Annotated in this window: 10 protein-coding genes and 3 pseudogenes; 10 read left to right on the top strand and 3 right to left on the bottom strand. The window is 52.3% G+C overall.

All coding sequences use genetic code 11. The annotated features are described in order from the left end of the window. Positions 1 to 240 (top strand): hypothetical protein (locus tag V5T57_RS01630; RefSeq protein WP_332889404.1); only part of this gene is annotated, 240 nt, incomplete at its 5' end. 197 nt (positions 241 to 437) lie between these two features. Here V5T57_RS01630 and V5T57_RS01625 read toward each other — a convergent pair. Beyond that, positions 438 to 1154, bottom strand: coding sequence for an IS110 family transposase (locus V5T57_RS01625; RefSeq protein ID WP_332889403.1), 717 nt, complete (start codon positions 1152 to 1154; stop codon positions 438 to 440). 29 nt (positions 1155 to 1183) lie between these two features. Here V5T57_RS01625 and V5T57_RS20830 point away from each other — a divergent pair. Together V5T57_RS20830 and V5T57_RS01620 are read left to right on the top strand one after the other, a co-directional pair. Continuing rightward, positions 1184 to 1312 (top strand): annotated as a pseudogene (locus V5T57_RS20830) (IS630 transposase-related protein); the annotation flags it as partial. A gap of 201 nt (positions 1313 to 1513) precedes the next feature. Beyond that, positions 1514 to 1687, top strand: a pseudogene (locus V5T57_RS01620) (transposase); the annotation flags it as partial. A 6-nt stretch (positions 1688 to 1693) separates the two neighbouring features. On the opposite strand, the pseudogene V5T57_RS01615 reads toward V5T57_RS01620, so the two are convergent. Both V5T57_RS01615 and V5T57_RS01610 read right to left on the bottom strand, forming a co-directional pair. Continuing rightward, positions 1694 to 2846 (bottom strand): annotated as a pseudogene (locus tag V5T57_RS01615) (IS3 family transposase). A 193-nt stretch (positions 2847 to 3039) separates the two neighbouring features. Beyond that, the gene (locus V5T57_RS01610; protein ID WP_332889402.1) at positions 3040 to 4968 is read right to left on the bottom strand and encodes a PhoX family protein; all 1929 of its coding nucleotides are present in this window, start codon (positions 4966 to 4968) and stop codon (positions 3040 to 3042) included. Positions 4969 to 5749: 781 nt separating this feature from the next. On the opposite strand from V5T57_RS01610, the gene V5T57_RS01605 reads away from it, so the two are divergent. The 7 genes from V5T57_RS01605 to V5T57_RS01575 all read left to right on the top strand — a co-directional run bounded on the left by V5T57_RS01605 (position 5750) and on the right by V5T57_RS01575 (position 24513). Then, a complete protein-coding gene (locus V5T57_RS01605; RefSeq protein ID WP_332889401.1) occupies positions 5750 to 15709 on the top strand; it encodes an Ig-like domain-containing protein in 9960 nt (3319 codons plus the stop codon). 15 nt (positions 15710 to 15724) lie between these two features. Then, entirely contained in the window at positions 15725 to 17626 is a 1902-nt protein-coding gene (locus V5T57_RS01600; RefSeq protein WP_332889400.1) for a TolC family protein, read from the top strand. Positions 17627 to 17632: 6 nt separating this feature from the next. Next, positions 17633 to 18418, top strand: a complete 786-nt coding sequence (locus V5T57_RS01595; RefSeq protein ID WP_332889399.1) for an efflux RND transporter periplasmic adaptor subunit — start codon at positions 17633 to 17635, stop codon at positions 18416 to 18418. A 4-nt stretch (positions 18419 to 18422) separates the two neighbouring features. Continuing rightward, positions 18423 to 19751 (top strand): efflux RND transporter periplasmic adaptor subunit, encoded by a 1329-nt coding sequence (locus V5T57_RS01590; protein ID WP_332889398.1) that lies wholly within the window; start codon positions 18423 to 18425, stop codon positions 19749 to 19751. Between the two features lie 3 nt (positions 19752 to 19754). Then, positions 19755 to 21842: a site-2 protease family protein gene (locus tag V5T57_RS01585; RefSeq protein WP_332889397.1), complete on the top strand. Its 2088-nt coding sequence runs from the start codon at positions 19755 to 19757 to the stop codon at positions 21840 to 21842. Positions 21843 to 21869: 27 nt separating this feature from the next. Next, positions 21870 to 22754 (top strand): amino acid ABC transporter substrate-binding protein, encoded by an 885-nt coding sequence (locus V5T57_RS01580; RefSeq protein ID WP_332889396.1) that lies wholly within the window; start codon positions 21870 to 21872, stop codon positions 22752 to 22754. 61 nt (positions 22755 to 22815) lie between these two features. After that, on the top strand, positions 22816 to 24513 hold the full coding sequence (locus V5T57_RS01575) for a ShlB/FhaC/HecB family hemolysin secretion/activation protein (RefSeq protein ID WP_332889395.1): 1698 nt from the start codon (positions 22816 to 22818) through the stop codon (positions 24511 to 24513). The last annotated feature ends 5 nt before the right edge of the window (positions 24514 to 24518 follow it).

Genomic DNA, 24518 nt, shown 5'->3' with positions numbered 1-24518 from the left:
GCCACTCAATCGAGTGGCTTTTTTGTGCCTGAAAATCCTCATCCTTACCGCACACTCCGTAAGAAAAAAGTCTTAGCCATTACCATGCATGCTCCAATTACAAATCAGCTCTCCAGAGATGCTTTCTGCATAGGCGGCCATCTCTTATCAAAACAGCAGTACGATAAAAAAATTAACTGGGTTCAACCCATAATATTTTTCAGTCCAGACCGAGTCGGTCATACCCATCGCATTAAATAGGTGAGAGCGATCTTTGTGTATGTATCCAACGCAACTCTACATCACCATTCCTGTTTGCCCTCAGCAATCAAAATATCTTTATGGACCAGAAAAAAAACGGGTAATCGCTGTTTTTAGATTTGTTAATGAAGATCGACTTTTTTAGCTTGGGGGTCTTTTTGACACCATACCCACGCTGCTTCAATCAACAGGCTGCATCATCTCTTTTGGCCAACTGAACGCAACCGGCCACGGTCTTTTTTATATCCGCTCTCGCGCACCATTGGAGCCAATCCAGGATATGATACGACTTCCTCACCACGGCGGAACCGTGTTGAATGGAACAACTCAGCGGCAAAAATAGCTGCAGTAACGTCACCAACACCACATGCTATTTTTAGGCGTTTGATGCACTGCTGTTGACCACAAGTAATCGATTGGGCATGGATTTGTGAATCTACTTGAGCCTGTTCAGCTGAGAAAAACGCCAACGCCCGCATGTGACTATTAAGGGTTTGGCGGATCGTTGGTGTTGTCTGGAGCCTGTAAAGTAATGCGATGGACTGTTTTCCCCATCTGTCCAGGTTTTCTGGCTCTGGAATATTATTGATGAGCAGCAGGCTTCGAATACGCTGTTTACTGCGGCGTAGCGAATCTATCAGTTGATGCCGTCGACGCACTAACGAACGGAACGCTTCTTCATGCTCAGAAGGAATAGCAATAGGGCGCAAAAGGCCAGATGCAGCAAACTCGGCTAATTTCCTGCCATCGAGCCGGTCTGTTTTGTTTGTTGGACTGACCGGACGTGGAATACGGCTGGGCGCTGCTACAGTGACCGGTAATCCAGCAGACTGAAGGGCGCGGGCTAAACCATAACCTGTTGGGCCTGCTTCCTGTGCAATCATACCAATAGTCACAGGTAAAGATTGAATCATTTTGACGTTCCTAGGGGCACAAACTTGATAAAGCAGAGCTTGCTGCGCATCTGAAAGCCTATCCAGATGCTTTGCAAAGAGAGCGAGCAGCCCATTTTGGCGTTCATAAAGCCACGATCAGCGCAGCGCTAAAAAAGATGGGCATCCGTAATAAATAACGATGCGCTACGCGGAACGTAATCACAAAAAAAAGAGTAGGATTTCTGGCTGAGTTACGTCGGTACTGGATGATGTGTGGCTATGAAAATCTTGGGAGATTTGATCCTGCCGGAATCCATCCAGTGGATTGGTAATTCCCTGAAAATTGAGGGGACTTACTAAGTAGAATTTTCTCGTCCTGTTTTTTGAGGAGGTTCTCGATGAAAAAGTCTCGCTACAGCGACAGTCAGATTATAAGCATGCTCAAGCAGGCAGAATTCGGTTCTCCAGTACCAGAGCTGTGCCGTGAACACGGTATGAGTAGCGCGACCTTGTACAAGTGGCATGCCAAGTATGGTGGTATGAATGTATTGATGGGGCAACACTTGTCTAAATGGTTTTTACGCAGAAACTGAGAATGCCAGATCGTACTGCTCAGGGGCGTAGCCAATGGTTAAATGCATTCTCTGGCGGTTGTTGAACACCTCAATGTATTCAAAGATGCTCTGTTTGGCCCCCATGCGAGAATGGAAAACCAAGCCTCCGGTTAACTTCAGTTTTCAATGTGCCGAAAAAGCTCTCTGCTGGCGCATTTTCTCAGCACTCTCCAAGATGCTCATGCTTTGGAGGGATCCCCTCTCCTTGAGCAAGCCGCTTAAGAGGTTGGATGCATATTGACTTCCTCTATCGCTAGGGACCATCAAGCCAACTGGTGGCCTGTGCTTAAAGTAGCCCATTCTTAATTAAAGCATCCGTTACCAGCAATGCCTCATAGGGTCAGCCATGGTCCATTCAGCAAGACTGCGTGAAAAAATCTCTATCCATCCCGCCAGATAGAGCCAAGCTTCCTTGGTTGAGATGTAGGGGATATCGCCCACATATGCCTAATCTGGTCGCTCAGTGGTCAATTCACGGTTCAAGTGGTTCGGGGCCACTGCTAAAGAGTGATTGAAGTCTGTAGTCATGACCTTGACGTGACGTTGGGCTTTGCGCTCCAGACCAAACTTGCGTTTGATCCTTGCAACTCGCCTTCTGCTGACGCGAACACCATATTCAACCAAACATCGGTATATACGGCTGGATCCATGGCTCGCTCGGCTTCCATGAAAGATCTCAACGATCCACTCTCCTAAAAGCCTGTTTTCTCTGCCCTGGTTGATTTTCGTCGGTTAAACCAGCCGTAAAAACTCTCTTGGAGAGATCCAATACGCGGCAAAGGCTTTCTATAGAATGATAAACCCTTTGCCTATGGATAAAGGCGTACTTCTACCACCTGTCTTTAGCAAAGTATGCGGTGGCTGCGGTGGCTTTTTTAAGGTGGCTTGCTTTAACTTTTAACGGAGTCAAAATTTTGCGTAGCTGTTTGTTTTCTTTTTGAAGATTGATCGTTTCAGAAGACTATTTACCCGCTTTCTTGGCCTGCGCTTGTGCCCGTCAGCTATAGAGGATCTTTGGGCTGACATCCAGCTACTCAGCGATTTCAGGCACTGGTTGATCCGTGCTGTTTATCAGCTCAACGGCTCGATCTTTGAATTCTTGGTATACCGTTGCAATGGTCGTTTGTTTATTAAGACACCTCCTCTATGCGGGCATCCTGTTCTCCCTCAGAAAGGGTGTCCAGAAAGGTGTACCCACCTCAACAGAGTGGCATGATTTGGAAGGCGCGTTAAGCCTTGTTTATCGTTAGTAAGTATGAGTTGTTTGTAAATGAAATTATATGGTTGCGTGACAATATGAGCCTCTTTAATTAAGACCCTATCTTCTTTTTGTCCTTATGCTGGATAGCAATCACTGATGGGCGAGGGGGTAAGGCTTCTTCAAAATCTGGCCAGCGGGTGAGGGGGTTCTCATAGGTCGCTCCCCGTTTTTCACCAGGATGCTGGATGGAGACAAACAGTGTGGTGTCATCGGGGGTAAAGGCTGGGCCACACAGCTCCGCACCCACTGGACAGCCCAAAAAACGTTTGGTTAAGGCACGACCAGGGCCTTCCAAATCACAGGCGTAAAGTCCATCGGCATGTTTTCTTCTGTGTTGCTGGCTGCCTTGATCCGTGGCAATCCATAAACGGCCTTCGCCATCAAAAGCAAAATTATCTGGGGCAGCAAGCCAGTTGCCAAATTTTTCCGTATAGGCGTTGTACTGGCTTTTGGCTTTTTTATTAAAGGGGCCGCCCATTAGAAGGATATTCCATTGGAAATGATCCGAACCATGATCTGGCTGACCATTTTGGTCGGGTGGTGTGAGTTCCAAGATATGCCCATAGTAATTTGGGCCCCTAGGGTTTGCACCATCAGCTTTTTTCTTGCGTCGGTGGGTGTTATTGGTTAGGGCAACGTACACTTTGCCGCTCTTGGGGTGCGGCTGAACATCCTCAGGGCGGTCCATGGGGGTGGCACCAACCTGACGTGCTGCTTTGCGGGTGCGTATCAAAACATCAGCCTGGGTCTTAAAACCATTTTCCGGTGTTAAACCAAGATCACCCTGAATAAGAGGTAGCCAAGTCAAGCTGCCATCTTCTTCAAATTTGGCAACTGAGAGGATACCGTGATCCAGTAAAGCTTTGTTGGCGCTTCGGTCCTGGGGGTTCCAAGCATCTCGTGTCACAAAACGGTAGAGAAACTCATGACGACTGTCATCTCCGCTGTAGATGGCAAGGCGGCCATCGGGCAACGTTGCGCAGGTGGCTGCTTCATGTTTGAAGCGGCCTAAAGCCGTACGTTTAATGGGGGGAGCATCGGGATTATAGGGGTCTACCTCTACCACCCAGCCGAAGCGGTTGGACTCATTGGGCGTGCGGTTAATATTAAAGCGGGGGTCCACCATGTACCAGCGGTTGCCATATCCACTGCGTATGCCCATTTCTAGGTATCGGCTGGGATCTTCTGTTTTCTCAGGTTCGCCAGAAAAGTTATAATTAAAATTCTCTTCGCCAAGGAGCAGGGTTCCCCACGGGGTAACACCACCTGAGCAGTTGCTCATGGTGCCTATGCACAATTTTCCTGTGGGATCTTGTGCTGTTTTCATCTGTTCATCGCCTGCCGCTGGCCCGCTTATCTCAATGGCTGTTTGTAGGGTGGAGATGCGACGGTTATAACGGCTATCGCGTAAAACCTCCCAAGAGGAGCCGGGTTGCTCCCGGCGAATCTCTACGATGGAGTGGCCTTGAGCTGCCATCTCAACCCCCACCAATCGTGCCAGAACTTTAGGGTCCCGGTTATGTCGCTGATGAAGCGGGAACATTGCAGGGGTAGAGGTATATTCATGGTTTACACAGAGCAGGCCATGGTTGGCGTTATCACTTCCTAACGGAAGAGGCATGAATTCTACAAAATCATTATTGTACCCAAACTGGGTTAACTGAGCTTCTGGTGTTTGGTTGGTTGGATCAAATACAGGGCTGTGAGGGAATAGGGGATCCCCCCATTTCAACAAAGGTTGAACGGTGTAACCATCGGCAATTTGAACGCCCTGTGTGACCTCGTCACCAATACGGGTAAAAGAAAAGGATGTGGGGTCTGAAAGCTCTGTGGTATCCCGTGCTTCCCCTTGGCTCCAGGCCAGACCTGGTAGTCCGCTCATGGCTATAATGCTACCACCTGCAACACTACCCTTAAGCAGGTCTCGTCGGCTTAAACGGCTTTGGATAATCTGGTTTAAAGGCGTGCTAGGGGGCATGATTGGGCTCGCATAAATAGGGGTTGGTCTGTCCTGTTTTTTCCAGAATGACCTTGGTTGGGGCCGTTCTGTCGTCACACATATGTGTTGAGGGGGCTGGTCATGCTGTTACCTTTAAGCCTCAGTTTATTATGCTGATCCTATCATTTTGTGGGGGTAAGGTATTGATAGACAATGCTTTGGTGTGGTGTTTCTGACGCTAAATAACCCACCTAAGATATAGGTTCCTTTTTTTTGGTAACTGCTGTGGGGAGCCTGCCAATATTAGGTGAACATGCAAAGCATTGATTAAATGCAAAAGTATAGATTCATTTTGTAAAAACATTGAAGTGAAAAATGTACATAGAGTATGAAAAATGCAGAAAGATACATGTAAATATATAAAAGATTTGAAATAAAACAGTGTCTTTCCACCTGTTTTCTTAGGGGAAAGGGCTTGTGGGTTTAATCGCCTATAAAAATGGCTTATCCCTCTGTAGCCTAAGATTTTTTTGGTTAGGTGATCGATTTTTTTGATGAAGAATCTCATTTAATTACAGATTTTTGATGTCGTGTCTCAAGAATTGCATAAAAATTTAAAGTGTCTGTGGGCGGGTAAAAACAAACTTATCAGTTGGTTAGGCTTGTTGTGTTAGGTTTTTGTTTGTTTTTGATGTTGTCTGCGTCAGTTTTGCAGTACATACTCTATTAGTTAACACTCTGTTCTAAAAGCTGCATTTGTGTCAGGTCTGACCAAGCTTGATTAAGAGTGGAGTTGAAGTTTTGTTCCCCTGGAGACGTCATGTCCAAACACTATCGCACCAAACCGCTTCGCAACCGTGCCGTTGCATTAGAGCCTCGTACCCTGTTTGACGGTGCAGCCATGCTGGATGTCATGGTTACTTTGGACAGTGCCGCAGATGTTGCTGACGAGGCTGCCCAGGAGCCTGCCATTTCAGAATCTGACCGTGACGCATTGACCCTGGTGGGGTTGGATCCAGAGAACCAAACCTTACTGGATGCTGGCAAAAAAGCGACTGAATCGGTCGAGGCCTTTGTTCTTAATGCCTCCCAAGAGCAGCTCTTTGCGCTTTTCAATGGTGGCAAGGATCAACCCGATGATGTGTGGCAGGCCAATCTACAGCAGATTCAAGATGAGATCCGTTCCGGTACTTTTCAGTTGCAAGTCGCCACGATGGAGAGTGTCAGTCACAGTACCGCTGTTGCTGCGTTTGCCGCCGAAGGGTTGAATGGTGAGCCGACCATATTGCTACATCAAGGTTGGGTCAATTTGTTGGGTGAGTCGGAGATGACAGCTTTCCTGGCTGAAGAGATCGGCCATGCGTTGGATCATCGTCTCAATAATGGGGTCGATACCGCAGGGGATGAAGGGGCTCTTTTTGCTGCCCAGATACTGGGTGATACGCTGGACAGTGCTGCCATGACCGACTTGGCGTTGGAAAAGGATCACGGTCAGGTGGTGGTTGATGGGCGAAGCGTAGATGTGGAGTTTGCCTCCTATCAATTCTCTGCCGCCTATGCCATGTATCCCACGGATTCTCGCCACTTGGCGGAAAAAGAGCAGGAGACCGATCGTTTTATCGGCACCAAGCTGGGTGCGACCACCATCAACGATGGCAGTTCTCAGGGCAGTTTTTCCGGGAATGATGTGGTGGTGCAGTTAGATGTGGATGGCAACACCTACTATGGTTGGATTAGTCGCCCGATTAAATCTAAGGGAGATGTGAAGGGTTTCTACTTCTGGTATGACACCGATTGGACCTCCTTTAGTGATGCGGTTAACGATGGCAACCAGGACGGTGACCGTGATGCCAGTGATAACCGTGCCATTTTACTGGTTGTAGATGACAGCTATTTTCAGGGTGTTATCAGCGGTGGGCAAGAGACAACTGCCGATGGCACCACAGTCATTTTGCAGACCAATGCTTCCGGTGCGGTCTATGCAGGCTATGCACCTGCGGCAGGGGCCTCCGTTTATGAAGTGGGCAGCTCATCAGACCGGGTAGATAGTGCCCTGAACTCTATTTTACCCACCAATGCTGCCCCCACGGCCGTGAATGACAGTGTCACCACAAACGCGACCGGCACAGCGGCTGGTAATCTAATCTCTGGTACGATCAGCACCGGTACTGGTACTGGTGGTACCGATTCTGATGGGGATGGCGACAGCCTGAGGGTGGTGAACTATACCCTTGAAGGCACCACCTACATGATGCCTTTGAGCGGCTCCCAATCCGCCACGGTTTCTGGGGTTGGGACCTTTACCATCTCTAGTGATGGTTCCTATACCTTTACGACCTCCAACGGTTATACCGGCTCTGTGCCTGCCTTGACCTATGTTATCGGCGATGATCGTGGAGGTGTGGCCAGTGCCAACCTGACTGTGACAGCCTCTGCCGGTGATACCACGGCACCTACCGTTGCCATCACCACCGATGATAGTAGCCTCAATGTGGGGGATACCGCGACGCTCACGTTTACCCTCTCTGAGGCTTCAACCGACTTTACCCAGAGCGATGTGACGGTGACGGGGGGAACGCTCTCCCATTGGACAGCCGTTAGCAGTACCGTCTATACCGCCACCTTCACCCCCGCATCGGGCAGCACCACAGATGGTGTGGTGCATGTGGCCAGTAGTAAGTTTGCCGACAGTGCAGGCAACCAGAACGCGGATGGGGCCGATGCGGATAATACCGTGACCATGAGCGTGGATACGGTACGTCCCGTTATCGCAATCACCAGTGATGCCACTACGTTAAAAGCGGGTGAAACCGCCACCATGACCTTTACCCTCTCTGAGGCTTCCAGCGACTTTATTGAAAGTGATGTGACGGTAACGGGTGGCACGCTTTCCAACTGGACGGCGGTGAGTAGTACGGTCTATACCGCCACCTTTACCCCATCCACCGATAGCACGACCAGTGGTGTGGTGCGGGTGGATAGCAGCAAATTTTCCGATGCTTCGGGGAACCAGAATGCCGATGGTGCGGATGCCAATAATCAGGTCACCATGGGTGTGGATACGCTGTTGCCGACCATCGCCATTGCTACCGATGATGCCGCTTTAAATGTGGGGGATACCGCTACGGTAACCTTTACCCTTTCTGAGGCCTCCAGCGACTTTGCTGAAAGTGATGTCACCATCACCGGTGGTGCGTTGTCCAACTGGACAGCTGTAAGCAGTACCGTCTACACCGCCACCTTCACGCCGACCGATGGCAGTACTGCCGATGGTGTGGTGCATGTAGCAAGCAGCACGTTCTCCGACAGTGCTGGCAATCAGAATGCCGATGGATCTGAGGCCAACAATACCGCAACCATGACGGTGGATACGGTGCGGCCAACGGTTGCCATTACGACCGACGATAGCGCGCTTAATGTTGGGGATACGGCGACGGTAACCTTTACACTCTCTGAAGCCTCGACGGATTTTGTACAGAGCGATGTGACGGTCACCGGGGGGGCTCTTTCCAACTGGGCGGCCGTAAGCAGTAGCGTCTATACCGCCACCTTTACCCCCTCCAGTGGCAGTACCACCGATGGTGTGGTGCATGTGGCCAGTAGTAAATTTTCTGATGCCGCAGGCAATCAGAATACGGATGGTAGTGATGCGGATAATACGGTAACCATGACCGTAGATACCATTCCCCCAACCATTGCTATCACAACCGATGATGGGATGTTGAACTCAGGGGATACGGCGACGGTAACCTTTACACTGTCTGAAGCCTCCACGGATTTTGTGCAGAGTGATACCACGGTGACCGGGGGGGCGCTCTCCAACTGGACAGCGGTGAGCAGTACGGTCTATACCGCGACCTTCACCCCCACGGACGGCAGCACTACCGATGGTGTGGTGCATGTGGCCAGTAGTAAATTCTCTGACAGTGCCGGCAACCAGAACGCGGATGGTAGTGATGCCGATAATACGGTGACCATGAGTGTCGATACCGTGCTGCCAACGGTTGCCATTACCACCGATGATAGCGCGTTAAACTCCGGGGATAGTGCGACGGTTACCTTTACTCTCTCCGAGGCCTCCACCGACTTTGTTCAGAGCGATGCAACGGTGACTGGCGGTACGCTCTCTAACTGGACCGCCGTAAGTAGCAGTGTTTATACCGCCACCTTTACCCCCTCCAGTGGCAGTACCACCGATGGTGTGGTGCATGTGGCCAGTAGTAAATTTTCTGATGCCGCAGGCAATCAGAATGCGGATGGTAGTGATGCAGACAATACAGTAACCATGACGGTAGATACCGTTCTACCCACCATTGCCATCACCACCGATGATACGGCCTTGAATGCAGGGGATACGGCCGTCGTAACCTTTACTCTCTCTGAAGCCTCCAGTGATTTTGTTCAGAGTGACGTCACGGTAACGGGTGGGGCGCTCTCCGGTTGGACAGCCACCAGCAGTACCGTTTACACGGCCACCTTTACGCCCACCGACAGCAGTACCACAGATGGTGTGGTGCGGGTAGACAGCAGCAAGTTTGCCGATAGTGCCGGTAACCAGAATGCCGATGGGGCTGATGCCGATAACCAGGTGACCATGACGGTGGATACGGTGTTGCCCACCATTGCCGTTACCACCAATGACTCCACGCTGACCTATGGTGAAACCGCAACCCTGACCTTTGCTCTGTCGGAATCCTCCACAGATTTTGTGGCTAGTGATATTACGGTAACCGGTGGCACGTTAAGTAACTTTACAGGCAGCGGTAGTTCCTATACGGCCACCTTTACCCCCACCGATAACAGCACGACAGATGGGGTGGTGCGGGTCGACAGCAGCAAGTTTTCCGACGCTGCGGGCAACCAGAATGCCGACGGTACCGATGCCAATAATCAGGTGACCATGACGGTGGATACGGCGCTACCTACCATCGCTATTACCACCAGTGATGCCAACCTGACCACCGGTGAGACCGCCACCCTGACCTTTACGCTTTCGGAGTCCTCCAGTGACTTTGCCGAGAGTGATGTGACGGTGACAGGGGGAACTCTGAGTAACTTCTCCGGTAGTGGTACCGCCTACACCGCAACCTTTACACCCACAGCAAGCAGTACCACCGATGGGGTGGTGCATGTGGCCAGCAGTAAGTTTACTGATGGGGCAGGCAACCAAAATGCGGATGGTAGTGATGCCGATAACACGGTGACCATGGGTGTGAATACCTCGGTATTCCCGGCCATTGCCATCACCACCAGTGATGCCAACCTAAAGTCGGGTGAGACCGCTGCCATCACGTTTAATCTAACCGAAAGCTCCACAGACTTTGTCGAGTCCGACATTTCCGTGACCGGGGGGGCGTTGAGCAACTTCAGCGGCAGTGGTACGGCCTACACGGCTACCTTTACCCCGGATGGCTCGGCCACCGGTACGGTGCATGTGGCCAGTTCTACTTTCTCCAACAGCCTGTCGGTGCAGAACCAGGATGGTGCGGATGCCAACAACACCGTGACCATGAATGTAGATACCACACTGCCCACCATTGCCATTACCACTGATGATACCGCTTTGAATGTGGGCGATTCGGCCACCGTAACTTTCACCCTCTCCGAGGACTCCAGTGATTTTGCCCAGAGTGATGTCACCATCACAGGAGGGGCGCTCTCCAACTGGACAGCCGTGAGCAATAGCGTCTACACCGCCACCTTCACCCCCACCAGTGATAGCACCACCAATGGCGTGGTGCATGTGGCGAGCAGCACCTTTTCCGATGCGGCAGGCAATCAGAATGCCGATGAATCTGATGCGGATAATACTGTGACCATGACCGTGGATACGGTACGTCCCACCATTGCCATTGCCAGCGATGATAGTGCGCTCATTGCAGGAGAGACCGCGACCCTGACCTTTACGCTGTCAGAATCCTCCAGTGATTTTGCCGAAAGTGATGTGACGGTGACCGGGGGGAGCTTAAGTAACTTTAGTGGCAGCGGAACCAGCTATACCGCCACCTTCACGCCTACGACCTCCAGTACCACCGATGGGGTGGTGCGGGTGGATAGCAGCAAGTTTGCCGACAGCGCAGGCAACCAAAATGCTGATGGGGATGACGCCAACAATCAGGTCACCATGACGGTGGACACCATTGTACCCACCATCGCCATCACCACCGATGATACGGCGTTGACCGTGGGGGAGACAGCGACGGTAACCTTTACCCTCTCCGAAGCCTCCAGTAATTTTGTCGAGAGTGATGTCACGGTAACTGGTGGTACTCTGGCCAACTGGACGGCGCTAAGTAGCACCGTCTACACCGCGACCTTTACCCCCAGCAGCGACAGTACCACAGATGGTGTGGTACATGTGGCCAGCAGTAAATTTTCCGACAGTGCGGGTAATCAAAATGCAGATGGTACGGATGCCGACAACACGGTCACCATGACGGTAGATACGGTACGCCCCACCATTGCCATTACCACCGATGATAGCGCACTTATTCATGGTGAAACCGCCACGTTAACCTTTACCCTCTCTGAAGCGGCAACAGATTTTGTGCAGAGTGATGTAACGGTGACGGGTGGCGCTCTGTCGAACTGGACTGGGGTGAGCAGTACGGTCTATACCGCCACCTTTACCCCCACCAGTGGCAGTACCACCGATGGTGTGGTACATGTGGCCAGCAGTAAGTTTTCCGATGCCTCTGGTAACCAGAATGATGATGGGGCGGATGCAAATAATACGGTTACCATGACGGTGGATACCATTTTACCTACCATTGCGATTAGTACCGATGATACGGCGTTAAATGTGGGTGATACGGCTACGCTGACGTTCACCCTTTCCGAAACTTCCACCGATTTTGTGCAGGGTGATATCACCGTAACTGGGGGTGCTCTGAGTAACTTTAGTGGCAGTGGAACCAGCTATACCGCGACCTTCACCCCAACGGATGCCAGTACCACCAATGGTGTGGTGCGGGTAGATAGCGCCAAGTTCTCTGATGCCGCTGGTAACTCGAATGCTGATGGAGCCGATGCCAATAATGAAGTGACCATGACGGTGGATACGGTACGCCCCACCATTGCTATTACCACCGATGATGCCACGCTCAATGTGGGCGACAGTGCTACGGTCACCTTTACACTCTCTGAGAATGCCAGTGATTTTACCCAGGAGGATGTGGTGGTCACGGGGGGGACACTCTCCAACTGGAGTGCCGTGAGCAACAGTGTTTATACCGCCACCTTCACCCCTTCTAGCGGCAGTACCACAGATGGGGTGGTCTATGTGGCCAGTAGTAAGTTTTCTGATGGTGCGGGCAATCAAAATGCAGATGGCTCCGATGCCGATAATACGGTAACCATGACGGTGGATACCATTCTGCCCACCATCGCCATCACCACCGATGATGCGGCACTGAATTTTGGGGATACCGCCACGGTTACTTTCACCCTCTCCGAAGCCTCTACCGATTTTGTCGAGGCCGATGTGACGGTGACCGGTGGCGCGCTCTCCAACTGGACCGCGGTGAGTAGTAGTGTCTATACCGCCACCTTTACCCCCACCGCTTCCAGCACCACCGATGGTGTGGTGCGGGTGGACAGCGCCAAGTTTTCCGATGGTGTGGGGAACCAGAATGCCGATGGGGCCGATACCAATAATCAGGTCACCATGACCGTGGATACCATTCTGCCTACCATTGCCATTACCACGGATGATGCCTCGTTAACCACGGGTGAAACCGCCACGGTGACCTTTACCCTTTCTGAAGCGGCCAGCGATTTTGTTGAAGGCGATGTCACCATCACCGGAGGTAGCCTCTCAAACTGGTCTGCTGTGAGTGATACGGTCTATACCGCCACCTTCACCCCCACCACAGGTAGTACCACCGATGGGGTGGTACATGTGGCCAGCAGTAAGTTTACCGATGCCACGGGTAATGCCAATGCTGATGGCGCAGACGCTGATAATACCGTGACCATGTCGGTAGATACGCGGACCCTGGAGATCACCACCCATGGTCCGGTTAATGAAGCCTCTCAATACGCCATGTTCACCATTACAGCGGTTGAAGGGTATGCTTTAGATTTGACCCTACAGAATAGCAGTTCAGGTACCCAGGCCACGTGGTCCGGGTTTACCGGTATGGAGTTCTCGACGGATGGTGGCACCTCCTGGACGACCTATTCGGCCAACGCCAAGCCTTCGGTACCTGCATCTGGGACGGTCAATGTGCGTGTGGATATCAGCAGTGAGGCGGATACCACCTATGAGGGCAGTGAAAATTTTGCTCTACAGGCAGCTTACAGCACCAATACCACCATCAATGATGATATCTCCAACAGCATTATCGATGATGGTACAGGGACCATCTATGATGGCTCTATGAGTTCCGGTACGCCGGGCAGCAGCACCAGCAATCTGGATGATGACCGTCCTAGCTTTGCCATTGATGACATCACCCGTAACGAGGGTGCTGGCAGTATCACCTTTACCGTAACCAAGAGCGGTAACACCAATCTAGCTTCCACGGTTCAATACTCCACGGCAGATGGTACGGCGGATGCGGGTAGCACCACCGCCAATGACTATTCCGCCGTCAGTGGTACCTTGAACTTTGCTGCAGGTGATACGACTAAGACCATTACGACCAATATCTGGAATGATGCCCGTTACGAAGTGAGTGAGCAGTTCAATGTCAATCTGTTCAATGCCTCGGGCGCGACCATCTCCGACGCCCAGGGGATTGGCGAAATTCGTGATGATGGTACCGGCAGTGGTGGCACCAATGATGACAGCACCACCGTGGGTGTGCGCTCCTTTACGCCAGTGAACGAAGCCGCCGATTGGGCCATGTTTGTGGTGGAGGGAACCAGTGGTCAGCAGTTGGATCTGACGGTAGCCGATGGTACCACGACCCTGGATCTGACCAATCTGACCGTACAGTTCTCCTATGATGGTTCTACTTGGCAGACCTACGGCAGCAGTAACAAACCCACCATCCCTTCCAATACGGCACCGGTCTATGTGCGGGTGGATATCACCAGTGAGCAGGATACCCCCTTTGAAGATGCAGAATCCTTCACCCTAACGGCCACCGATGTCAACAATGCAGGCACCACAGATACGGCCAAGACCATTATTGTGGATGATGGCAGTGGCGTCATTTATGGTCCTAATTTCACCAGCGGTGTACCCGGGGAGACCACAACAGGTCTGGATGATGATCGAGGGTTGACCGTCTCTGGATATGGTCCGGTGAGTGAAGGTTCCACCTATGCCATGTTTACGGTGGATGCCTTGCCGGGGTTTGAAGTCGACCTGGCCATCAGCAATGGGACGACAGCACTTAGCAGTAGTGCATTGATTGAATACTCTACCGACGGGGTGACCTGGGAGAGTTACGATGCCCAGCACAAGCCCAAAATTGATGGCAGTGGGACCGCTACCCAGACCTTTTACGCACGGGTAACCATTACCAGTGAGCAGGATAATGTGTTCGAGAAATCGGAAAACTTCTCGCTGGTCGCCAATTACAGCAACAACACCACCAAACAGGCCTCCGCTCAGACCTCGATTGTGGATGAGTACAACGGCACCATTTATGGGCCTAACTTTGCCAGCGGTACACCGGCAACCTCCACGACCAATCTGGATGATGACCGTCCGGTGAGTGTGACCCCCTTTGGACCCATTAACGAAAACTCTACCTACGGTATGTTTACGGTAACCGCTCTCTCTGGTTATGGGCTGGATCTTTCTGTTGTGGATGGCACCACAACCCTGGATCCAAAGGCGCAGGTTGATTTTTCCTACAGTGGTTCCAGCTGGACCATTTACAGTGCCAACAGCAAGCCCACCGTACCAACTGGTGGTCAGTTCAATGTTCGGGTCGATATTTCCAGTGAGGATGACGATCTTTACGAGATCTCTGAAAATTTCTCCCTACAGGCGGCTTACAGCGACCACACCAGTAACAATGCCCTTGGTCAGAGTTCTATTGTTGATGATGCAACAGGTTTAATCTACGGCCCTAATATGCCAGGGGGAAAACCAGAGACCAAAGATCGTGGTTTGGATGATGACCGACCCGGTCGTTCCGACACCTCTGCGGGTGCACCACTACCTCCTCCAGAACCAGACTTAGGGCAGAGAGCCGGTCCCTCTGAAGCGGCCTTTGTTTTGGATGCCGTGGCCGAAGCCCGTGAGGAGCTGAATGCTGCCCAGCTTGCGGACTCCATTGCCGCCGAGGCTCAAGCCGTAATCAATCGTTTGAGTGGCGATTTGGCCCTACATGTCTTGCCCACAGTGGAGGCCTCACGTCAGGATACGATAGCGACCTTCCAGCGTATTATGGGGGATGGTAGTAACGGGTTTGTGGAGTCCAATGTGGACAGCTCCACAATCTTTAATGCGCAGAGTGTTGTCCCCGCAGCTGCACCAGCGGCAGCTACTTTGGGGGGAGCACCCATAGCCGGTGCCGCGCCCTTTGGCGCCGGGGCTGAAGGTGGCATCGAAGGGGCTGAGCCCCAAGCTCCTGAGGCGTTCTTTGGTGAAGAAATTGAGCTGGAAGAGGGAGGGGCGGCAGGAGAGCAGGCGCCAGCGTTCCCTGAGGTAGGTGAGGATGGGCAGCAGGCCGCTATTTTGAATTTCCAAGGTTTTGGTGAGCAGTTGATGCAAGCAGGGCGCACAGAGCGTGTTTCTGAACAGGCCCAGGATGTGGCATCCTTACTGGCGGCCATTGAGCCACAACCCAATGACAACATGACAGAACAATCGATCTAGGATAAGAGAAGTCACATGCCAAATAAGTTAAAGAACAATACAAAGCAATGGCTTAACCTTGCTGTCGTGTCGATGTTAGGTATTGTGGTCGCTGGCTGTGTTATCACGCCTGATCCGGTTACTTCCCGGGATGTGCGTAGTCGGGTGCAGGCAGACCAGTTTAAGATTTATGCAGCCCAGGATCCGGTTTTTGCGCCGATTACCTTTAATGAGGCGTTGGCGCGATCACTTAAATACAACCTGGATTTGCGTTTGAAGTTGATGGAGAAGGCCCATAACCGGGGCCTCTCTGAGGTCGCCAACTTTGAAATGTTGCCGGATCTTATGACCTCTGCGGGTTATACCCATCGCAACAATGTCAGCGGTTCCTACTCTTATGATATCGACTCCGCAACCGGTGTGGCGACAGATCCTGCAACGCCCTCCTATACCGGTAGTGAGCCGGGGGATAACCGCAATATGACAGCGGAGTTCACCTGGAGCGCCCTGGATTTTGGTATTGGTTATTACAGCTCCAAGCAGGCAGCCAATGAGGTTTTGATTGCCGAAGAGCGGCGTCGGCGGGTGGTGCAGAACATTCTCTCTGATGTGCGTTCTGCCTACTGGCGGGCTGTAGGGGCGCAACGCTTGGCACGGCAGGCGGATCAACTAACCGTTCAGGTACGTGCCGCCCTAGAGCGTTCTCGCACGGCTGAAGCTCAGGGCTTGATTCCCCCCAAAGAGGCACTCAGCTATCAGCGTATGTTGTTGGATGCCGTTAACCTGTTGGCCAGTCGCCGTACCGAGTTGGATCTGGCCAAACGGGAGTTGGCGGCTTTGATGAACATCACACCGGGTACCGACTTCTCGGTCGATGAGGTTGATGAGCCCGAACTGAAGCCCGCCCCCTTGAACGTCGCAGAGCTTGAAGAGATGGCGTTGCGTTACCGCCCTGAGCTACGTCAGGAAGATTATAAAGTACGTATTACCGCCGCCGAGGCCCGTAAACAGATCCTCTCCCTGCTACCCAACCCCAGTTTGTTATTTGGGCTTGAGTATGACTCCAACAAATATCTCTTCAATGACAACTGGCTGACGGCCGGAGCGAAGGTGAATTGGAATTTATTCAAGGCCTTTAGCTATAAGAGCATGCAGGATACCCAGCAGCGTCAGGTGGAGGTAGATAATGTGCGTCGTATGGCACTCTCCATGGCGGTTTTGACTCAGGTTCGTGTTGCGGTAGAGCGCTACAAGCTGACCTTGCAGGAGTTGGATGTTGCCAATGAATCCTTCCTGGTGGATCAGCGCATGTCGGCCTTTGCCCATGCAGCCCGTGGTTCGCAGATGAATGCAAAGTTGGAGGCTATTCGTGCCAAAACCCGTGCCTTGAACTCAGAATTTAAGCGTTACTCGGCCTATGCCGCGGCCCAGTCGGCTTTTGGGCGTATCTTCAATTCGGTTGGGTTTGAGGTGATTCCCCCCAAGTTGGATAAAAAACTCACTCTCGAAGATTTAGGTGCAGTCATTGTTCAGCACATCAACCGGGTTGAGAAAAATAACTTTGCTCACGCTTCGGTCTTGCCCGCTAAATTGCCCACTTTCAGTGTGCATATTGAGGGGGTGGATGCACCACTTAATGGGCAGATTATGGACAGTGTGCAGTCCATTTTTGATCGCAACCGTATGCCTTCCAAGGCCGATGCTAAGCATCAATTGCGGATGACGATGAACCTGGACGGTATTCAAAAAGGGGTGAGGCCCGCCAGTTGGTTGCTGTCGGTCTACAATGATAAGGGGGAAAAAGTAGGGGAAAAACGTTATGCCAGTACCCTTACGGCCAACCCTTCCAACCGTACGCTTTTAACCTTTGCCGAATCAGCTATCATCGCCAATGTAGGGATGGTGCGTGGATTGTTGCAGACCCATGCTGGGGAGTAATCCGCGATGAGGATCTGTAAATGGCTGTCTAGCCAAGGTGGTGTTGGCCTGCTCTTCTTCACTCTGCTTGGGGTGGGGCCGGTATGGGCTAACCCCGGAGGTATTGCCACCTCTACCCTGACCATGCAGGGGCAGGGGATTCGTGTGTTGTTGTCAGCCGGGGTTGAAACTACCCTGGTCAGCGCCCTGAATGGTCGCGTTAAAAAGTCCCCCATGACACTGGGGCGTGCTTTTAAAAGCGGACAAATTCTCATGACATTTGTCTGTGCCGAGCAGGATGCCCAGGTGAAAATGGGTGAGGCAGAGTGGGCGGCGGCACAAATTGGTCATGAGAATAAATTGAAACTACAGGCGCTCTCCCAGGCTGGGCATATTGAAGTGGCCCTGGCAGCCAATGAAGTGTCGAGAACCGAAGCTCAGTTGGCGCTGTATAAGGCGCAACAGCGGCACTGTACCATCTACGCACCCTTTGATGGACGGGTTGCTAAAATTGTGGCCAAACCCTTTCAAGGGGTCAGCCAAGGACAACCGGTACTGGAAATTCTCAGTGCTGGACCGTTAAAGGTACGCATGAATGCCCCTGCCAAGTGGCTGTCATGGTTAAAAAAGGGTAACACGTTCAATCTTGAGATTGATGAGACAGGTAAACGTTACCAAGCCAAGGTGCAGGCCATGAATTCACGGGTGGATTCTGTCAGCCATACCGTGGAGTTAGAGGCATCTATTGTCTCTCATGCTCCGGAGTTGCTACCAGGTATGAGTGGTATCGCCTCCTTCCGCATACCGCACTAAGATTGTGAGTGACACCTCGGTATCCTTATTGATCTCGTTGCAGCAGCGGCTGTTGCGTGCTCAGAACATGGCAGAGTTAAGCTTTATCGTGGCCAATGATACTTGGCAGCTCATCAAGTATCAGCAGGGGTGTGTCTATTTCAACAACACCCTGGGGCAGTTAAAGCTAAAAAATGTGACTGGATTGGTCTCTATCCAGGAGGCCTCTCCCTTTACGGTCTGGCTGGACCAGCTTTGTGCAGTCATGCATGCCAAACATGTAGGCCCTGACCCCATTGTGGTGGCACGTGAAGCGTTGGATGAGGCGCTGGCTCAATCTTGGGGGGAGTGGTGGCCGGACCACGCTCTATTTGTGCCATGCCATGGTAGAGATGGCAGCCGACAAGGTGCGGCTCTGTTGGTGCGCAAAGAGCCTTGGCAGGAGGCTGAACTGCAGCTGTTGGGTATTCTAGCCCAAACCTGGGGTTACTGTGCTGAGGCACTGCAAAAGAGAACGTTTTTAAAGGGGGTGCGCGAGCGGTTGCGGTTACGCCCATGGCGGGTAGGTTTGGTTGTTCTAATCCTGCTGATCTTGGCCATTCCGGTACGTCTGTCGGCCTTGGCCCAGGCGGAGATTATCGCCTTAAAATCGGAGACGGTAACGGCCCCTATGGAGGGGGTGATTAAACGGTTTTTGGTGCCCCCCAATAGTAAGGTAAAAAAAGGGGACCCACTGTTTACCCTGGATGAAGCTCCTTTACGCAATCAGCAACGCATTGCCCAGCAAAGCCTGGAGGTGGTCAGGAGTGAGGCCCATGTAGCACAGCAGCGGGCGTTTGATCAGCTAGAGAGTAAAGCTGAACTGGCTGCACTGCTGGGTAAGGTCCGTGAAAAAGAGTTGGAGCTGGCCTACCTACAAGAGTCGTTGGCCCGCACCACCATCCATGCGCCACTGGATGGTATCTTTGTCTACAGTGATGCCAATGATTGGATTGGAAAACCTGTTGTGACTGGGGAGCGGGTGGGCGAGTTGGCTCAGGCCGATGATCTTGGGGTGTTGATGTGGCTGCCGGTAGCGGATGCCATTAATCTGGAGCCTGGGGCCGATATTCGGGTCTTTCTGCAGGTCGCACCGTTGGATGCCCTGGAGGCCACCCTGGTACAGACCAGCTATCAAGCGTCGCTCTCACCGGAAGGGGTGGCATCGTACCATCTACGTGGTCAGCTGAAAGAGGGGGGGGAAACCCGCTTTGGGTTGCGCGGCGTAGCTAAAGTTTACGGGGCACGTAAAGCGTTGGGTTATTGGATGATGCGCAGACCGATGGGTGCGCTTCGTCAATGGCTTGGTGTCTGACCTGTGCTTCCCAAGTTGCGGGATGACCTGCGTCTGTATGAGGCCGCACGGTTTCATGATGGGTCTCCATCCTGGACGATACAGGATCCGGTAACCAACCGCTTTATTGCCATTGGATGGCTGGAGTTTGAGCTGCTCTCTCGATGGCATTTGGGGTCTGCAGAGGCGATTATTGAAGCCACCAACACCCAGACACCACTCTTGGTTTCTCCCCAGGAATTAGATGCCTTGGTGGCGTTTTTAAATGGTCAACAACTGACACGCATTGAGGGGCCAGAGCACACCGATGAGTTGATTAAAAATTATGAGAAATCTAAATATTCACGGCTAAAAAATCTACTTCATCACTACCTTTTTTTTCGTATTCCCTTGTGGCGACCAAGTGGGTGGCTTGAGCAGCATCTTAAAGGGGTGCAGTGGCTCTATTCGCGCGCTGTGGCCTATCTATTAATAGGTCTGGGGGTTGTTGCGCTGTATATGACCATGCAGCAGTTGGACCTGTTTGCAGCTTCGTTTGTAGATACGCTCTCCGCCCAAGGGGTCATGGGCTATCTGGGGGCTCTGGTACTGACCAAAAGTCTGCATGAGTTAGGGCACGCCTTTACAGCTACCCGGTATGGTGTGCGGGTGGCCCATATGGGGTTTGCCTTTTTGGTGTTATGGCCGGTGCTCTATACCGATACCAGTGAGTCCTGGCGGCTGAAGGAACATGATAAACGATTGGCCATTGCCTCTGCGGGTATTGTGGCGGAACTGGCGCTGGCGGTGTTGGCGCTGCTGGCATGGAATTGGGCACAACCGGGTGTTTGGCGAGATGCCTTTTTTTTTCTGGCTACCACCGCTTGGGTGTTGTCCCTGGTGATTAATGCCAGTCCGTTCATGCGCTTTGACGGCTACTATATTTTGGCCGATGTGTTAGAGATGCCCAACCTGCATCAACGGGCTGGGGCTATGGCGCAGATGTGGTTGCGGAACAATTTACTGGGGTGGGATGAACCATTACCAGAAACGGTAACCCGTAGTAGACGGCGTTTTCTGGTGCTGTTTGCCTTTTTAACCTGGCTCTACCGGTTTGTTATGTTCATCGGTATTGCCATTGCGGTCTACTATTTTTTCTTCAAAGCGTTGGGGATTTTCCTCTTTATTGTGGAGATCTGGTGGTTTGTCTGGCGGCCCATCGCTGGCGAGGTCAAGGTTTGGTATGGGAGGCGGGGTGAGATCAGCATGGCTGGGCGATTAAAACTGCTGGCTCTGTTGGGGGGGCTTTTGGCAATAGGGGGGCTGCCCTGGGATCGACAGGTCTCTGCACCGGCCTGGCTGCATGCGGCACAGAGCCAGGTGCTCTACAGCCCCGTTCCTGCTCAGTTGGTGGCACAGCATGCCCTGCCAGGTCCTGTTCAGGCAGGGGAGCTGCTGTTCACGCTGGCCCAGCCAGATAGTCAGATGCGCTCTGCTAAGGCCTCGGCAGGCAAAAAGGCACTGGAGCATGAGTTGGTCGGGTTGATGGGGTTGCCCAAGGGGGAGGAAAAACGCTCTCGGCTGCAGGAGATGTGGCAGGTCAGAAATGCTGAGCAGCAGGCTGAAACAGAGCAGAGCCAGCGGCTGCACCTTAAAGCGCCTTATGCTGGTCAGGTCACCGACATTGACCCCTTATTGACCCCCGGTGTGTGGGTCAAACCGGATCAGCCCCTGGCCGTGGTAATGAACCCGACTACCTGGGTGGCAGAGGCTTTTGTGAGCCAACAGGCCCTGCAGCGTATTGAGGTGGGTAATCGGGTGCGGTTTTATACCCAGGCCAGTCCTCTGCATCCTCTGTTGGGTGCGGTGGTGGAGTTGGACAGCCAGCGGGTTACTCAGCTACCGGAGACACTACTCTCCTCCAAGCATGGTGGAGATTTAGCGGTGGAAGCAGATGCCGATGGTTTGACCCCGAAAGAGACCCTGTTTCGGGTACGTATTGCATTACAAACTGCGCCGCCCATGGCGCAGATCGGTATGGGAGAGGCGGTGATTGAGGCCAAATCCACCATACCGTTTATAGACACACTACGATCCGTGGCCGTAGTTCTCGTACGTGAGTCAACATTTTAACCTGTGTTGAGTAGGATGGAGTACATCATGAAAAAGTTGATTGCGCTGGTGTTTGGGGTGCTCTTGGCATGGCCGATGGCTGCACAGGCCGCGGAGGATTCGACCATGACCGGGCGGTTGCAGCGTATCCAAAAGCATAAAACCATTGTGATGGGATACTATGAAACCGGCATTCCCTACAGCTACCTGGATAATACGGGGCAGCGTGGGTTTGGGGTGGCCATCAGTAAGCGTATCGCTGCGGCCATTCAGAAACATTTGAAACTGGACAAGCTGACCATTCGCTGGAACCCCATGACGGTCTCCACCCGTATGTCGTTGGTGGCGGCCAATGTGGTGGATGTGGAGTGCACCAGTACTTCGCATAAACGCAAGCGTGAAAAGCATGTGGGTTTTTCCAACACCTTTTTTGTCTCTTCCAATGCCTTTGCCACCCGTGCAGATAGTGGCATTAAATCTGCCCAAGATCTGATCGGCAAGCGTGTTGCGGTGGTGGCGGGTAGCCGCAACGTTAAAAATGCGAAAAAGCTAGGTAATATCATTCTGGTTGAAGAGCAGAATAACCCAAGAGCCATGCAGGCTTTGCAGGAGGGGCGAGCGGATGCTCTGTTCTCCAACCTGGGTTTGGTTACCCGTGAAATGTTGCGTATCAAGGATGCCTCCCCCTATGTGGTCTATCCGCTGGGTACCAACGCCTCTGGCTATGCCTGTATGTTGCCCAAGGGTGATAAGGCGATTAAAAAAATTGCCGATGAGACCATCGCCAGCATGATGAAAAATGGGGAGATGGAAAAGCTGTTCAACCAGTGGTTTGCCAACCCCATTCCACCCTATGGACGTAGTGCCAATGTTCAGTTGGATAAACTGAACAAAGAGCTCTACCTCAACCCTAACGACAAACCTTTGAAGTAACGGTGTGTTGGGGCGTGGCGATGAATGAAATATTCTATGTGTCTGGGGGGGGGAGAGTGCTGTGAGCCGTAAGGTTAACACAGGCATAGTACTCGGTGCCCTGCTGTGCGTATGGTCTGGTTCGGTGAACGCCCAGGCCACGCCAGATGCGGGTTCGTTGCTGCGTGAGCACCAAAAACTGGAGCGTGCTGCACAGCCTGTGCCTGTGGCCAAGCCGGAGAAAAAGCCGGCTGAAAAATTAGAGGTGGCGCCTGCTGGCCCTGGTGATGCTGGTGTTAACATTCAACAGGTTCGCTTTGAAGGTAATGCCTCCTTTGTCGAGGAGGTGCTGCAGAGCATCCTCGCCCCCTATATGGGGCAGAAATATACCATGGCTGGGCTCAAGCAGCTCACCAAGTTGATCGCCAACCACTATCGAAAGCATGGTATGTGGGCCAAAGTGACCCTGCCTGCCCAGAAGCTGGGTGAGGGCACGTTGACCATGCGTATTGTTGAGGCGCACCTGGGGGCGGTTACCATTGAGCATAAGGAGGAGCGGCTGCGTCTGTACAGTGGTATCGCGCAATGGTTGGTGCGACATGGTCAACCTCAAAAGGGGTTGTTTAGTCCAGAAGCCATGAAAAAGGCAATTAAAACCCTGGATGATGTGCCCGGTGTTACGGCAGCGATGGTGTTGAAGTCCGGTGAAAAAGAAGGGGATACCGATGTGGTGGTGCGTATGGCCAATACGCCCCTGCTTAGTGGCAGTGCCACCCTGGATAACTATGGTTCCAAAAGCTCCGGCCAGTGGCGGGGTACCGGTGCGGCGACGGTCGATAGCTTTTTGGGGCTGGGGGAACAGCTCGGGCTGAACCTCACCCGTCAAAGCAACACCAATGTCTACACTGGTAAGGTTTCCATCCCCTTGCGTCCAGATGGCGCGCGGTTAAGTGGCAGCTATATGTGGATGGACTATGTGGTGCCCTCTACCGTGCCGACCCCGGCCGGTATTGCTGAGTCCCTGACCTTGACTTTATCCCAGCCTATGCATCTTGCGGGTGGACAAAAGCTGGATGGAACATTGGAGCTCTCCAGGCGTTTTTTTCTGGATGAGATTGGTACCTCGGTCTACTCCAAACGGCGTATGGATTCCGCCAATGCTGGGCTCTCCAGTAACTGGTCCGATGGTTGGAAGGGGGGCGGTTCCAATACCCTGGGGAGTAACCTTTATGTGGGTAAGGTCACTCATTCTGTGATCTCCTCTACATCCAATGCGCCCAATGATTATGCCAAGTTAGGTGTCTCTTATAGTCGTTTACAGCAGGTTGGCGATAAAAGCCAATTGTGGCTTTCGATCAAGGGGCAGTATGCGATGCAGAATTTGGTCTCCGCCGAGAAGTTTTCGCTGGGGGGTTCCAGCGGTTTGCGGGCCTATCCTCCGGGTGAGGGATCTGGGGATCATGGTGTTCAAAGTACCGTGGAGTTGCGGCATCCATTGATGTCTAAATTGCAGGGCTTTGTGTTTTACGATCATGGTTGGATTCAGGTCAACCACTCTCCTTGGGCGAATTGGAATGCAGGATCTACCCATATCGGCAATCGTTATTATCTGCATGGCGTGGGTATTGGCGTAAACTGGGCTCTATACAAGAATGTAATGCTCTCCTCGGTTGCGGCCACCCGTATTGGCCTCAATGGCGGGCGGGATTCTGATGGCAATGATGCCGATGGCAAAAAACAGAAGCTCCGTCTTTGGACGAAGCTCACCATGCCTTTTTAGAGTGG

The organism is Magnetococcus sp. PR-3 (genome assembly GCF_036689865.1).
Classification (GTDB): Bacteria; Pseudomonadota; Magnetococcia; order Magnetococcales; family Magnetococcaceae; genus Magnetococcus.
The sequence above is the reverse complement of the archived record's forward strand: the minus strand, read 5'-3'. Positions and strand labels throughout refer to the sequence as shown.

Bases quoted from the DNA above. Each gene is read 5' to 3' on its own strand.
- V5T57_RS01625 (WP_332889403.1), bottom strand. From the start codon at position 1,154: ATGATTCAATCTTTACCTGTGACTATTGGTATGATTGCACAGGAAGCA.
- V5T57_RS01610 (WP_332889402.1), bottom strand. From the start codon at position 4,968: ATGCCCCCTAGCACGCCTTTAAACCAGATTATCCAAAGCCGTTTAAGC.
- V5T57_RS01605 (WP_332889401.1), top strand. From the start codon at position 5,750: ATGTCCAAACACTATCGCACCAAACCGCTTCGCAACCGTGCCGTTGCA.
- V5T57_RS01600 (WP_332889400.1), top strand. From the start codon at position 15,725: ATGCCAAATAAGTTAAAGAACAATACAAAGCAATGGCTTAACCTTGCT.
- V5T57_RS01595 (WP_332889399.1), top strand. From the start codon at position 17,633: ATGAGGATCTGTAAATGGCTGTCTAGCCAAGGTGGTGTTGGCCTGCTC.
- V5T57_RS01580 (WP_332889396.1), top strand. From the start codon at position 21,870: ATGAAAAAGTTGATTGCGCTGGTGTTTGGGGTGCTCTTGGCATGGCCG.